Raw genomic sequence first — 12,647 nt, 5'->3', positions numbered from 1 at the left:
GGTCTCGATGCGGATGATGACTTTCATCGCTCACCTCGGCAGGCAGGGAACGCTTCAATACTAGACACGCAATCCGCTTACCCAAGGTTCTTAACGCTCCCCCGCGCGCCAGACTGGTAGCGATGGTCCGGCGGGTTGATCGGTCAGCGGTACGCCGGGCGGGAGGCGCCGCGGGAACTTGCAAGGGTGCCGTCAAGATTCCGACTTGTGCGTACGTTAGCAGCGAGATTGTCAAGTTTGGGTCTGAACCATCGCGGAACGCCTGTCAGGTAGTCAACTGGTTGCGGGTTTTTCGATGGGGCTTAAATTGTCTGCGAGCCTCGTTGGGACTGGGTTTGACGCTTTGCGTAATCGAACCGGGTAAAGTCCAGATTTGTGGATTTAACGAATAATCGGTTGCGCGTTTTTTGCCCGTAATATCGCAAGCAAGCGGGCTTGCTCATTCCCGACGATGGTCAAGGCTTCGTCCACGCCCATGCCGGGTTTGGCGAGCTGCATGTCGGCGCGCGAGGCGAGTGCGGCATGCACCGAGACGCGCGCGGACAAGTCGGTCTCCACGCAACTGCCGCCCAGATAAGCGCCTACGCCGTGTGCCTTGCACAACAGCACGGCTTCGAACGAATGCGTCACACTGCCCACGTCAGGCATCTTGATCTGGACTATGTCGGCCGCGCCGCTCTTGGAGAAACGTTCGACGTCGGCCAGCGTGTCGCACCATTCGTCGGCGACGATCTTCGCGTTGCATCCCAATGCATCGAGGTGATGCCGGATCTGCAGGAAACCATCAATCTGGTTGTCCGTGCTACCGTAGTCGGCGGGCGATTCAATATGGAGTTGATAAGGCGCCACCGACTCCGCGACACGAGCGATGTACTCGGCGATCTTCAACGGATCACCATGGAATTCGATACCCGCGTTACCGTACAGATCGAAGTGCAAGGTCGGCTGATAGGCGGGGTCCGCTGCACCGTTGACTTGAGCCGCGACCCACTTGGCGTAGTCGGCGAAGAGGCGGCCGTCCTGGCCGAATTTCGCGGGCGTGTTGATGAGACCATGCGGTAGGATATCGACGCGTTTCATGACCATTTTCTGCACGTTCACCTTGCGTTCGTCGCCGCTCTGCGCATAGATGGGCACGGGTTCGGCAATGAGGGGCACGTCGTAGGCATCGGCGAGCACCTCCGCAATTGTCAAGCGGCGGCGATGTGCATACGCGCCAAGCAACGCCTGGCTGAGTCCGTATTGCACCGATGACGGCACGCTCGAGCCATCGGGCAACGGAGCGAATACGCGCGCGATATCCTCACGCAGATTGCTGAAATCGAGCGCGAGCAAACGCGGCCTCAAGGGTCCGTCGAGCAGCGCCTGCGCATGATCGCGATTGAACACCGGTTCGCGCCCGCCGGCCGCCGCGTACTGCACCGTCATCATGTCGCCCCACGCGACGAAGCTGTCGTCGAGCACGAGGCCGACGCCAAGCGCGTGACCCTGCACGCGGATGCGCGCGAAACCCGGCGTGACGGGTTCACCGGTGTAGTCGAAACCGTCCTGCTGCGCGCCTGCGCGGATGGCGCGCTGGTCGTCGTAGAAAAACGCGCCTAAGGTCGGTGCGGTGAGGATGTCAGCAATCATGTGTTCCTTTGTCTACGGTCTACTGAGGTCAGGGTCGAGTCGCCAGACGGAAATGGACGCCCTCATGGCGCAACCGACCCGTGTCACGCTGCCCTTCAATTTCATTGGATTACCTGCGTTGTCGGTGCCTTGCGGGTTCTCTCCGCGCGGGACGCCGGTCGGCATGCAACTCGCAGCGAAGCCTTTCGCAGAAGATATTTTGCTTAGGCTGGGGTATGCGTATCAAAAGGCGACGGAGTGGCATGCGGCGGCTCCGCCCCTTCTATGAGACCATGCTGACCGTTCGCGGCCAGCCTGTCCCTCTGCAAGCGTTCAGTGCGGCAACTCAAAGATCGAAATAGTAGAGGTCGCGATGACTGCCGACACAAGCGCGTCCGTCAGGCAGGATCCATCCGCGGAACATGCCGATAGTATTGAACGGCGCGGCGACTTCACCATCAGCACTGATGGCGATAACGCCGGCACCCACGCCCAGATCCTTGAACACTCCCATTATCTTGTGTGCGGCGGCCTGTTGAACGCTTTCACCGGCGTAGGTCACGCGGCTGGCAATGTCGTGAGCCAGTACATGACGGATGAAATATTCTCCCTGGCCAGTGCCGGACACCGCGCAGGCGCCATCGCGGGCGTAAGTGCCGGAGCCAATCAGTGGGCTGTCGCCGATGCGGCCAACCGGCTTGTTGGTGTACCCCCCTGTGGAGGTTGCCGCCGCCAGATGGCCGTGCTGGTCGAGCGCCACGGCACCGACCGTGCCATGTTTTTCCGCTTCTTTTGCGGCTTTGTACGTGCCTGCCAGTTGGTGGCGGCGCATGGCCTCGAGCGCTTCTACACGGCGTGGCGTGGTGAAATAGTCACCGTCAACGCAGGCGAGGCCTTGTTGAAGGGCGTATCGGTCAGCACCGCTGCCGCCGAGCAACACGCTTTCGCCGGCATCCAGCAGACTTCGGGCCGCTAAAACCGGATTGCGGATCTGCCGTGCACCGCAAACTGCACCGGCTGCCAAAGTTCTGCCGCACATAATGGCGGCGTCAAGTTCGTGCTGTGCGTCGGCGTTGAGAGCCGCACCGAAACCGGCGTTGAACCACGGCGAGTCTTCCATCACCAGCACCGCAGCCTGAACAGCATCCAGCGCGGAGCCGGCGCGTTGCAACACGACCGCACCTGCCCGCAACGCTTGCTTCAGCGCATCGCGGGCAGCGTCCCATTCTTGTTCGGTCATCTCATGTTCGGCCATCACACCGCAACCACCATGGATCGCCAGTGCCGGTGCGGACGAGTCTTTAGTCATCTTGTTCTCTTGCAGTCTGGTTAATGTTTCGGGCAAATCGTTTCAGGCCCAATGACAGGCGACCTTTTGCCCGGTTGCTTTTAATGTCAGCACCGGCCGTTCAATGCGGCAGCGGTCTGTGACGTGAGGGCAGCGGGTATGAAAACGACAGCCGGCCGGGGGCGAAAGGGGGCTTGGCAATTCACCGGTCAGGCTGACGTTCTTGCCGCGTTCGGCAGGGTCGAGGGTCGGCGCGGCGCGCAATAGTGCCTGGGTATAAGGGTGCAGCGGAGTGCGATACAGCGTTTCTGTGTCGCCAACCTCGACGACTTCCCCAAGATACATTACCGCGACGCGGTGCGAAATATGGCGTACCAGCCGTAGGTCGTGCGCGACGAACAGCACCGTCAGAGACAGTTTCTTCTGCAGATCCAGCAACAGATTGACCACCTGCGCCTGCACTGAGACATCTAGCGCCGACACCAACTCATCGGCTACCAGCACTTCCGGTTCAACCGCCAGCGCACGGCTGATGCCAATACGCTGGCGCTGCCCGCCGGAAAACTCATGCGGCAGTTTGTCTATGGCATCCGCAGGTAAGCGCACCAGGTCCATCAGCTCGAGGATCCTTGCAGGAATGGCATGCTTCGGACGCATGTCGTGCACCGACAGCGCCTCACTCAGCATCTGGCCGACGGTCATGCGCGGGTTCAGCGAACCGTAGGGATCCTGAAATATCATCTGCACCTGGCGGTTGAAGCTGCGCCGGGCCCGACCAAGCAGCGTGGCAATGTCCTGCCCCTTGAAGCGTACCCGCCCTTCAGTGACGTTTAGCAGGCCCACCAGCGTGCGCGCAAGCGTGGACTTTCCACAGCCGGATTCGCCGACAATCCCCAGGGTTTCGCCACGGCTAAGTTCCAGGCGCACGCCATTCAGTGCCTGTACAAACTGCTTCGGTTTGCCTTGAAGGCGCTGTATCTGCGATTGCTTCACCGGGAAATGCACCATCGCGTCTTCGACGCTAATGATCGGTATCTCGCGCGGCGTGATGATCTCGCTCATCTCATACCTCTTCCGGCTGTCGTTGTTGCTGAATGTGCAGATGATGATGACAGGCAACCTGTTGATGCGCTGACAACTTCACCAGGTCCGGCAGCCGTTGCCGGCACACCTCGGTGCTGTGGATGCAGCGGGGGCTAAAGCTGCACCCTTGCGGTAAATCCAGCAGCGACGGCGGCGTACCTTCTATCGACAGCAGTGGCGTACCTTCGTCACCTGCCTGCGGCACCGAGGCGATCAGCCCCTGGGTATAAGGGTGATGTGGCTGGCGGAAAATCGAGTTAACCGGCCCGGTTTCGACAATGCGCCCGGCGTACATGACCGCTACGCGATCGCAAAGCTGCGCAACCACGCCCAGATCGTGCGTAACGAAAATGATGCCCATGCCCAGTTCGTCGCGCAGGTTGAGCAGCAGCTTCAGGATCTGTTCCTGGATGGTGACGTCAAGCGCGGTGGTGGGTTCGTCCGCCAGCAGCAGGCGAGGATCGCCGGCCAGCGCAATGGCTATCATCACGCGCTGGCGCATGCCGCCAGAAAATTGATGCGGATAATCATCCAGTCGGCTTTCCGGCGCCGGAATCCCCACTTGGGTCAGCAGTTCTATTGCGCGCCGACGCCGCTGTTTGCGGTTCAGATCGGTGTGCGCATGCAGGCTTTCCTCGATCTGCCGCCACACGGTCAGCACCGGGTTCAGGGCGATCATCGGTTCCTGGAAAATCATGGCGATCTCGCCGCCGCGCACCGAGCGCATCGCGGAGGAGCTTAACGTAGAGAGTTCGCGTCCCTGCCATTTGACCGAGCCGGAGATCTCCGCAGACGGGGGCATCAGCTTGAGCAGCGAACGCAATGTCACGCTCTTACCCGAGCCGGATTCGCCGACGAGTCCGAGGATCTCACCCTTTTCCAGCGTCAGGCTGACGTCCTGAATCGCACGCAACTCGCCGCGCGATGTCTTGATGCGGGTATTCAGGCCGGTCACTTGCAACAGCGCGCCGTCACTGTTTGATTGAGTGTTCATCGATTCAATTCTAGTGGTTGCCAGGACGCAGCCATTCGACCAGCGCATCGCCGATCAGGCTGAAGCCAAGGCCCGTCAGCACAATAGCTACTCCGGGGAAAATGGTGATCCACCAGGCGGTGTCCATAAAGTTTTTGCCCGATGAAATCAGCACGCCCCATTCCGCCGTCGGCGGCTGCGCGCCCAGACCGAGATAGCCCAGGCTGGACCCGAGCAGGATCGCCAGCGCCATGTCGGTCATCCAGTACACCAGGGTGGCTGTGACCACGTTCGGCAGCAGATGACGAAAGATGATCCGCAGGTGGCTGTAGCCCATCACCTGTCCGGCGGCAACATAATCCAGCCGCTTTTGTACGCTGACTTCACCGGCAATCAGCCGGGCGTAAAACACCCAGTAAATGATCCCGACGGCGATGTACATACTCTTCAGTCCAGGCCCGAGGATCGCGACGATAGCGATCACCAGCACCAGCAGCGGGAAAGTAATCACTGCGTCAACCACGCGCTGGAACAAGGTTTCGGCAATGCCGCCGTAAAAACCGACCAGCAAGCCGGCGAGCGTACCGAACAGCATCGGGAACAGCGTGGTGAACAAGGCGATCTGCAAATCGATCCGGTACGCATAGATCACGCGGGCAAAAATATCGCGGCCGAAATTATCGGTACCGAACAGATGCTGGGCGGTGGGGCCCTTGAGGATCGCGCTGTAGTCGAACTGCAGCGGATCATGAGGCGCGATCCATGCGGGGAAAAATGCCGCGGTCAGGCTGAACAGCAAAATCAACACGCCTAGCAGCGTGGGCCACGGCAGACGCTTGCGCCACGAACGAGTCAACGAACGAGAGAGGAGAAGTGTTGTCATCTTGCCCTCCGCGGGTCGAGCGCGACCTGAACGATATCGGTGACAAGGAAGATCAAGGAAACCAGCACCGACAGCACGATCACCAGACCCTGCACCATGGGGTAGTCGCGGCTGAAAATGCTGTCGACCATCAACCGGCAAATTCCCGGCACGGCGAAGACGGTCTCGGTGATCACTGCACCGCCGATAATAGTGCCGATGTTGAGGGCAAACAGCGTCAGCGTCGGGATAAGCGCGTTACGCATGACGTGCCGCAGCAGGATAGTGCGGTTGCTCAGGCCTTTGGCGCGGGCGAAGGTAACGTATTCGGCATCAAGTACCGCGATGATCGAGGCCCGGAGGCTGTTCATGAGTACGGCCGTCAGGCTCAGTGCCAGCGTCATCGACGGCAAAAAAAGGTGATAGACCCGATCGCCGAATGTGTCGCCGTAACCGCCGACGGGAAACCAATGGAGACGAGCCGAGAAGATGGTCAGTAGTACGAGGCCAATATAAAAAGGCGGCATGGAGAGCGTGACCTGAAAGGAGCCTCGGATGGCCATGTCAGTGGCACTGTTGCGCCGCAGGGCTGAGACAAACGCCAGCGGGATAGCCATTGCCAGTGCGAAAAATCCGGCCATTGCCGTGAGCATCAAGGTCACCGGCAGACGCTCGGCGATCACTGAGGTAACCGGTTCGTGCAGGGCAAAAGAGTCACCCAGATTGCGCGTTGCCACTTGACGGACAAAATAGAAAAACTGCACCGGCAGCGGTTTGTCGAGGCCTAGTTCTGCGTTAATGCGCGTCACGTCGGAATCGGTGCTGCGATCGCCGATCATGGCGCTGGCAGGATCGCCCGGCAACAGGCGCACGATGGTGAACGTCACCACCAGGATCACCAGCAGCGTTGGAACAATCAGCAATATTCGTTTAAGGATGTAGGCAAATTCGGGCACCTGGCCCTCCGGTCTTGCAGTAATAAACCGCGGGTTCAGCAAACTGGCGTCCATGCCCGGTGGGCATCGAGGCGCTTTGACGCGCCTCGTCTCCAGTGCTGGCCGTTATTTCTTCTGTAGCCAGGTGGTAGTGAAGATGTTGTTGCCCAGCGGGATCTGCACAAAATCGCGCACGTCTTTTTTCAGCGCGACCGGATACGAACTCTCATACAGCGGGATGGTCGGGCCCGTGCTGTTGTAGGTATCCTGAATTGTCTTGTAGTCTGCCGCACGTTTGACGGGATCCATCTCTTTCTGAGAGCGTTCAAACACCTGATCGACTACGTCATTCTTCCAGCCGGAATGCAACGCCTGAATATTCTTGGAATAAGCAAAGTAGGCGGTGATTTCGTTCGGATCGGCGATGTCATCGGTCCACGGAGACAGACGCATGCTGAAGTCGCCTTTGCGATAACGGTCGGTGCGCGTGGCGTTGTCGACCTGATTGATTGTGAGTTTGACACCAATTTGCGACCACATCTGTTGCAGCGCGGTGGCGATGCTGATGTCGTCTTCGTTACCCGCGAGGATCATCATGCTGGTGCTGAAACCGGAGCCGAACCCGGCCTCCTTCATCAGCGCGTTGGCTTTTGCCACATCGACCGGATACAGCGGTTTGGTGCCGGAGTTCAGCGGAGTAGAGGTCGACATGAACGAGGTCATCGGTTTGCCGATGCCATACGTGACCAGTTGCACCACGCCGTCTTTGTCGGTGGCGTAATTCAGTGCTTCACGCACTTTCGGGTTAGCCAGGGGATTTGGCTTGCCGTCGATTTCCGGACGCACGTTCATGCTGGAATATTCAACACGCGTTGAGGGGAACAACACCATATTCAGCGCCGGATTGCCTTTCAGCTCCTTGACGCGGGAATAGGGAATGAACTCGGCGCCGTCGAGTTCGCCGGATTGCAGTTTCAGGATGCGGGTGGCGTCGTCGGGCACAATTTCGAATTTGATGCTGTCGAGGTACGGCAACGCCTTGCCATCGGCTCCTTTGCGCCAGTAATACGGGTTGCGCACCAGCGTCATGGTGGAATTATGTTGCCAGGACTGGAGCATGAACGGCCCGGAGCCAACCGGATGTTCGGCAAATGCCGTGGCTTTCTCGTTATCGGTCACGCCCGGTGCGGCCTCAAAGGCCTTTTTAGGCATGATGGCCGTGTTAAAGACAGTCAGCGCGCTGAGGATCGCCGGGTCGGGGTGCGAGAGTTGGAGCACGACAGTTTGTGGGTCTTTTACCTCGACGCTACTGATTGCGCTGACCATGAACTGCCAGACTCCGTTGCCCGGCTTGCTGGCGCGTTCCAATGACCATTTCACGTCCTCCGCGGTAATGGGCGAACCGTCGGAAAACCTGATGCCCGGCCGCAGAGTGAGGGTCACGCTTTTGCCGTCATCGGCCACTTTCCATGCGGTCGCGAGCCCAGGCTCAATGCCTTTGCCGTTTCGGGAAGGCAGCAGCAGGGTGTCGTACAGGTTGGAAAGGATCCAGATGTCGTTGTTGCTGTCATTGAACACCGGTTCCAGGAAAATGCTGTCGGCATATCGCCCGTAGACCAGCGTTCCCCCGCGTTGCACAGCGTCGGCAGCGTGTGCACATGCCGCGCTCAACGCGCCGGCCGTCAGTAAAGCCAGCAGGGTTGCTTTATGTGGTGCCTTCATTGCAATGCCTCTCTAATCATCGGAAAAAAGTGCGCGCCAGGAAAGTTTTTGGTGGTCTCGCAGTGGGTCGAAAGCGCTCGGGTATTTCTTGTCGGCGCCGTGATCCGTTCTAGTGTAACGGTACAATATCTAGATAGAAGATCACAAACTGTCAATATTCCGTGCTCGAAAATTCGTTGTAAGCTTTGTACGGAAAGGATGACGGGCAATTTCAGCCGTTTTGAGTAGCACACTCTTGCGTTACCATAAAAACAACAGTATCGTACTAGTAAGATAGTACGGATGCAAAGGCATACTAAGTTATGGAATTTCATCTGGACCGCAGTTCTGCGCTGCCGCTCGGAATGCAGCTTCGCGGGCTCATTGAATATGCGATCACATTCGAGGCGCTGAAGCCGGGCGAGAAACTGCCGTCAGTGAGGGAAATGGCTGAATTGGTCGGCGTTGCGCCAATGACCGTCGCGCAGGTTTACCGGGAGTTAAAAGAAGCCGAACTGATCTACAGCAAGCCTGGTTCAGGAACCTTTATTGCCGATGCGAAAGACACGTTGGCCATTCGCTCACAGGACTACGGTCTGTTGCATCAGCGGGTGGACGAGCTTATCGACTGCGGTATTGTGATGGCCCTCACCGCGCAGGAGTTGGGCGCGCTGGTCAGCAGCCGCTTCAACGACCGTCAGCGGCAGCGACGCAAAAAGCGCGTGTTTCTGATCGGGAATTTCATCGATTCCGCGCGTGACTACGCCGAAAGCGTGGCCGAAACCCTTGGAGAAACCGCCAGCGTCGAAGCCACGACAATCGTTGATCTGCGGGACGATCAGGCACTCCGCCAGAGGATGGCGGACGCGGACTTGCTGCTGACCTTTGCTCACCGCCGTCGTGAGGTCAGCCAGTTGTTGCCCGGCCAGCGCGTGCTGAATATCAGTTTTATTCCATCGGAAAACACGCGGCGTGCACTCGCGTCGCTTGATCCGTTGGCCCGAGTACTCGTTGTTTCGATATTTCCGGAATTTACTGCGCTGATGAAAAACGGCGTGCACCGTTTTGCGCCGCACGTGGACCAGATCACGGTCATGCAGCGCGACGATCCGGCGCTCGAGGCGCAACTGAAAAATACCGACACGCTGGTGTATGCCACTGGCGCCGAGGCGCTGGCCGCGCATCTTCAACCGGGCCAGCAGGCTTTTGAATACCGTCACATTCCTGATGCGGGCGATATACAGCGGGTGGTGTTACCGCTACTGCAGCAGGGCATCCATAACGCGTCTGACACTAAGGAATCCCATGAAAGTAAGTGAAATGAACTGGCAGCAGCTGGAACACTACCTGTCGGCCGATGACCGTGCCATCGTGCCTTTGGGCAGTACCGAACAGCACGCGTTCTTGAGCTTGTCGGTCGACTCGATTCTGGCCGAGAAGGTCGCTGTCGACGCGGCCGAACTCTGCAACGTTCCGGTGTTCCCCGTCATGCCCTTTGGCATGACGCCAACTTTCTGTGATTATCCCGGCACCATCAGCCTAAGCATGCAGACGTATGTCGGTTTGCTTTACGACATTCTCAACAGCCTGAAACGCCAGGGGTTTCGCCGTATTTTGCTGGTGAACGGTCACGGCGGAAATTCGCCGGCGCAGAACATCATCAGCGAATGGATGGTGAATAACCGCGAAGTCAGCGTGCAGCTGTACAACTGGTGGAACGCGCCGTTGACGTGGGAAAAAGTTTTGGCGACCGATGCCGTGGCCTCACACGCTTCGTGGATGGAAAACTTTGCGTGGACGCGGCTCGATAACGTGACGCAGCCGGATGTCCGAAAGCCGATGATCAGTCTGGCGGAGCTGCGCAAGATGAACCCGGCGCAGGCGCGCCAGTATCTCGGCGACGGCAACTATGGCGGTAGCTATCAGCGCCCGGATGACGACATGCAGGCCATTTGGGACACTGCCGTGAACGAACTCCGCGACACGATCGAATCACTTTAAGCAATCTGCACTTTGAGTCCAAGCCATGTCAGAAGAATTCTCTGCGTTAGCATCAGATGAAAATAACCGTGCGCCATGGATCATCTGGGGTGCGGGGGCGATTGGCGGTGCGATTGGCGCGGCCTTCATCAAGGCAGGCGAAGAAGTCATTTTCGTCGATAACGTCGCGGCACATGTCGAGGCGATAAACCGCGAAGGACTCCGCATCACCGGCCCGATGGGAGATCACCGAGTCAGGGCGCGGGCATTCTTGCCTGAAGAGATGGCGCAGGCATTTCGCGGGAAACTCGGCGCCGTATTACTGGCGGTGAAATCTCATCACACACCGGCCGCGATGCGGGATATAACGCCTCTGCTTGCGCCGCAGGGTTATGTGGTGTCGATGCAAAACGGCCTCAACGAAAGCACCATCGCCGAATTTATTGGCGACGAATGCACCGTCGGTGCTTTTCTCAACTTCGGTGCAGACTTTCTTGAGCCGGGGGTTATTCATCTTGGTGGCCGTGGCGCGGTGGTGATAGGGGAACTGGATGGCGTGACCCGTCCCCGTACAGAGGCGCTTTTCCACCTGCTGCAACAGTTCGACGCCGATGCGATCCTGACGCCGAATATCTGGGGATACCTGTGGGCCAAGATGATTTATGGCGCATTGCTGTTCGCCACCGCGCTGAGTAACGACAGCATTGCCGATGTCCTGGACAGGCCAGAATTCCGTCCGGTGCTGACACGACTGGCGCAGGAAATTGGTTCGGTCGCTGCCGCTAGGGGGATCGCTTTGCAGGGCTTTGACGGGTTTGATCCACGGGCCTTCCTGCCTGACGCGACGGCGAACCAAACCACGATATCCTTTGATGACATGGTGGCGCATAACCGCCGCTCTGCAAAGTCCCACTCGGGTATCTGGCGCGACCTGGCAATACGAAAACGGCAAACGGAAGTGGACGCGCAAATTGCCCCGGCCATTGCTATCGGCGCAGCTTGCGGTATTGCCATGCCGCTGACCACGCAGCTGGTTTCGCTCATTCACCAAATCGAACAGGGCCTGTTGCCGCAAACACTCGGCACACTGGCATTGCTTGGAGGAACGGCCAATGCTTGATGCCTTTGATTTCTCACGTCGCCGGGTATTGGTGACCGGTGCCGCGCAGGGCTTTGGCCGCGCGATTTGCCTTGCTTTCGCCCAACGGGGCGCTCAGGTGGTCGCCTGCGATATCCAACTCGCGGGGGTGCAGGAAACAGCAGCACTATGCGGCGCGGGTTGCCGTGCATTTCATCTGGACGTCGGTGACGGCAAAGCAGTTGCCGCACTTTTTGCACAGCTCGGCGCCGAAAACTGCGCGATCGACACGCTCGTGAATAACGCGGGTGGGGTAGTGGGCCAGCAAGGTCAGCCGCTGGAGCATGTGACATTCGAGCAGTGGCACGCAATTGTGGACGTCAATCTGACCGGCGCATTCCTGATGTCGCAAGCTGCCGTTAGTTCGATGAAGGAGCAGAATTTTGGCCGCATTATCAACATCTCCAGCCGGGCGGGCCTGGACGTCAGCCTGACCGGCATTCAGGCCTATGCGAGCGCCAAAGCCGGACAAATTGGGCTGACCCGGCAACTGGCGCATGAACTTGGCCCATGGAACATTACCGTCAATAACGTTGCCCCCGGCTTCATCCGCAGCAATCCCTCAACTGAACGGCAATGGGACGCAATGGGCGCAGAAGGGCAGCAACAATTGATCCAGCGCATTGCATTAAAACGGCTCGGTGCACCAGATGATATCGCCCATGCGGTTCTCTTTTTTGCGTCCGATTGGGCGAACTGGGTGAGTGGCCAGATATTGAGCGTTGACGGGGGGAAATAGCGCTGTTTTTGGTTTTGGAAATTTCGGCGACTGTCAGGCTCGCCCCCAGGTACCGCCGCGGCTATGCCTTCGCGCCGAGGCGAAACTTATGCAACAACGGCTCGGTGTATCCGCTCGGTTGCTTACGCCCCTCAAACACCAGCGCCTTCGCCGCCTTGAAAGCCAGCGACGTCTCAAAGTGACCGGCCATCGGCTGGTAAAGCGGGTCGCCGGCGTTCTGCTTGTCGACGACCTTCGCCATGCGCTCGAACGTCTCGCTCACCAGCGCCTCCGACACCACCCCGTGATGCAGCCAGTTGGCAATATGCTGGCTCGAGATTCGCAGCGTTGCGCGGTC

Annotated in this window: 12 protein-coding genes and 1 pseudogene; 5 read left to right on the top strand and 8 right to left on the bottom strand. The window is 58.7% G+C overall.

Translation table 11 applies throughout. The features are described 5' to 3' along the window. Positions 1-381 precede the first annotated feature (381 nt). Complete coding sequence (locus tag AWB69_RS31345) at positions 382-1,632, bottom strand: methylaspartate ammonia-lyase (RefSeq protein ID WP_062090712.1); 1,251 nt, start codon at positions 1,630-1,632, stop codon at positions 382-384. Between AWB69_RS31345 and AWB69_RS50900 the strand changes: the two genes are divergently transcribed. Continuing rightward, positions 1,619-1,900: an amidase family protein gene (locus AWB69_RS50900; RefSeq protein ID WP_082913663.1), complete on the top strand. Its 282-nt coding sequence runs from the start codon at positions 1,619-1,621 to the stop codon at positions 1,898-1,900. The two genes, AWB69_RS31345 and AWB69_RS50900, sit on opposite strands and share 14 nt — an antisense overlap. 57 nt (positions 1,901-1,957) lie before the next feature. On the opposite strand, the gene AWB69_RS31335 is transcribed toward AWB69_RS50900, so the two are convergent. The 6 genes from AWB69_RS31335 to AWB69_RS31310 form a co-directional block, all read right to left on the bottom strand. Then, entirely contained in the window at positions 1,958-2,920 is a 963-nt protein-coding gene (locus tag AWB69_RS31335; RefSeq protein WP_062090710.1) for an isoaspartyl peptidase/L-asparaginase family protein, read from the bottom strand. Between the two features lie 42 nt (positions 2,921-2,962). Beyond that, entirely contained in the window at positions 2,963-3,961 is a 999-nt protein-coding gene (locus AWB69_RS31330) for an ABC transporter ATP-binding protein (protein WP_062090709.1), read from the bottom strand. A 1-nt stretch (position 3,962) separates the two neighbouring features. Beyond that, positions 3,963-4,976, bottom strand: coding sequence for an ABC transporter ATP-binding protein (locus tag AWB69_RS31325; RefSeq protein ID WP_062090708.1), 1,014 nt, complete (start codon positions 4,974-4,976; stop codon positions 3,963-3,965). A 10-nt stretch (positions 4,977-4,986) separates the two neighbouring features. Continuing rightward, positions 4,987-5,763, bottom strand: coding sequence for an ABC transporter permease (locus AWB69_RS31320; protein WP_197500362.1), 777 nt, complete (start codon positions 5,761-5,763; stop codon positions 4,987-4,989). A gap of 71 nt (positions 5,764-5,834) precedes the next feature. After that, positions 5,835-6,773, bottom strand: coding sequence for an ABC transporter permease (locus AWB69_RS31315; protein WP_062090754.1), 939 nt, complete (start codon positions 6,771-6,773; stop codon positions 5,835-5,837). Between the two features lie 105 nt (positions 6,774-6,878). Then, complete coding sequence (locus tag AWB69_RS31310; RefSeq protein ID WP_062090706.1) at positions 6,879-8,474, bottom strand: ABC transporter substrate-binding protein; 1,596 nt, start codon at positions 8,472-8,474, stop codon at positions 6,879-6,881. 302 nt (positions 8,475-8,776) lie between these two features. On the opposite strand from AWB69_RS31310, the gene AWB69_RS31305 reads away from it, so the two are divergent. Genes AWB69_RS31305 through AWB69_RS31290 form a run of 4 tightly spaced genes read left to right on the top strand, consistent with a single transcriptional unit; the run spans position 8,777 to position 12,310 of the window. Continuing rightward, entirely contained in the window at positions 8,777-9,772 is a 996-nt protein-coding gene (locus AWB69_RS31305; protein ID WP_062090705.1) for a GntR family transcriptional regulator, read from the top strand. Next, positions 9,759-10,454, top strand: a complete 696-nt coding sequence (locus tag AWB69_RS31300; protein ID WP_062090704.1) for a creatininase family protein — start codon at positions 9,759-9,761, stop codon at positions 10,452-10,454. Before AWB69_RS31305 ends, AWB69_RS31300 begins: the two co-directional genes overlap by 14 nt. 25 nt (positions 10,455-10,479) lie before the next feature. Then, positions 10,480-11,553, top strand: a complete 1,074-nt coding sequence (locus AWB69_RS31295) for a ketopantoate reductase family protein (protein WP_062090703.1) — start codon at positions 10,480-10,482, stop codon at positions 11,551-11,553. Next, positions 11,546-12,310, top strand: a complete 765-nt coding sequence (locus tag AWB69_RS31290; protein ID WP_062090702.1) for an SDR family NAD(P)-dependent oxidoreductase — start codon at positions 11,546-11,548, stop codon at positions 12,308-12,310. The genes AWB69_RS31295 and AWB69_RS31290 overlap by 8 nt, the downstream gene beginning before the upstream one ends. Positions 12,311-12,371: 61 nt before the next feature. Here the strand turns inward: AWB69_RS31290 and AWB69_RS31285 are convergent. Further along, a pseudogene (locus tag AWB69_RS31285) lies at positions 12,372-12,647 on the bottom strand (malate synthase G); the annotation flags it as partial.

Origin of the sequence: Caballeronia udeis, from assembly GCF_001544555.2 — a bacterium.
GTDB classification, from domain to species: domain Bacteria; phylum Pseudomonadota; class Gammaproteobacteria; order Burkholderiales; family Burkholderiaceae; genus Caballeronia; species Caballeronia udeis.
Note: the sequence above shows the minus strand (reverse complement) of the source record. Positions and strands in the feature narration are given on the sequence as shown.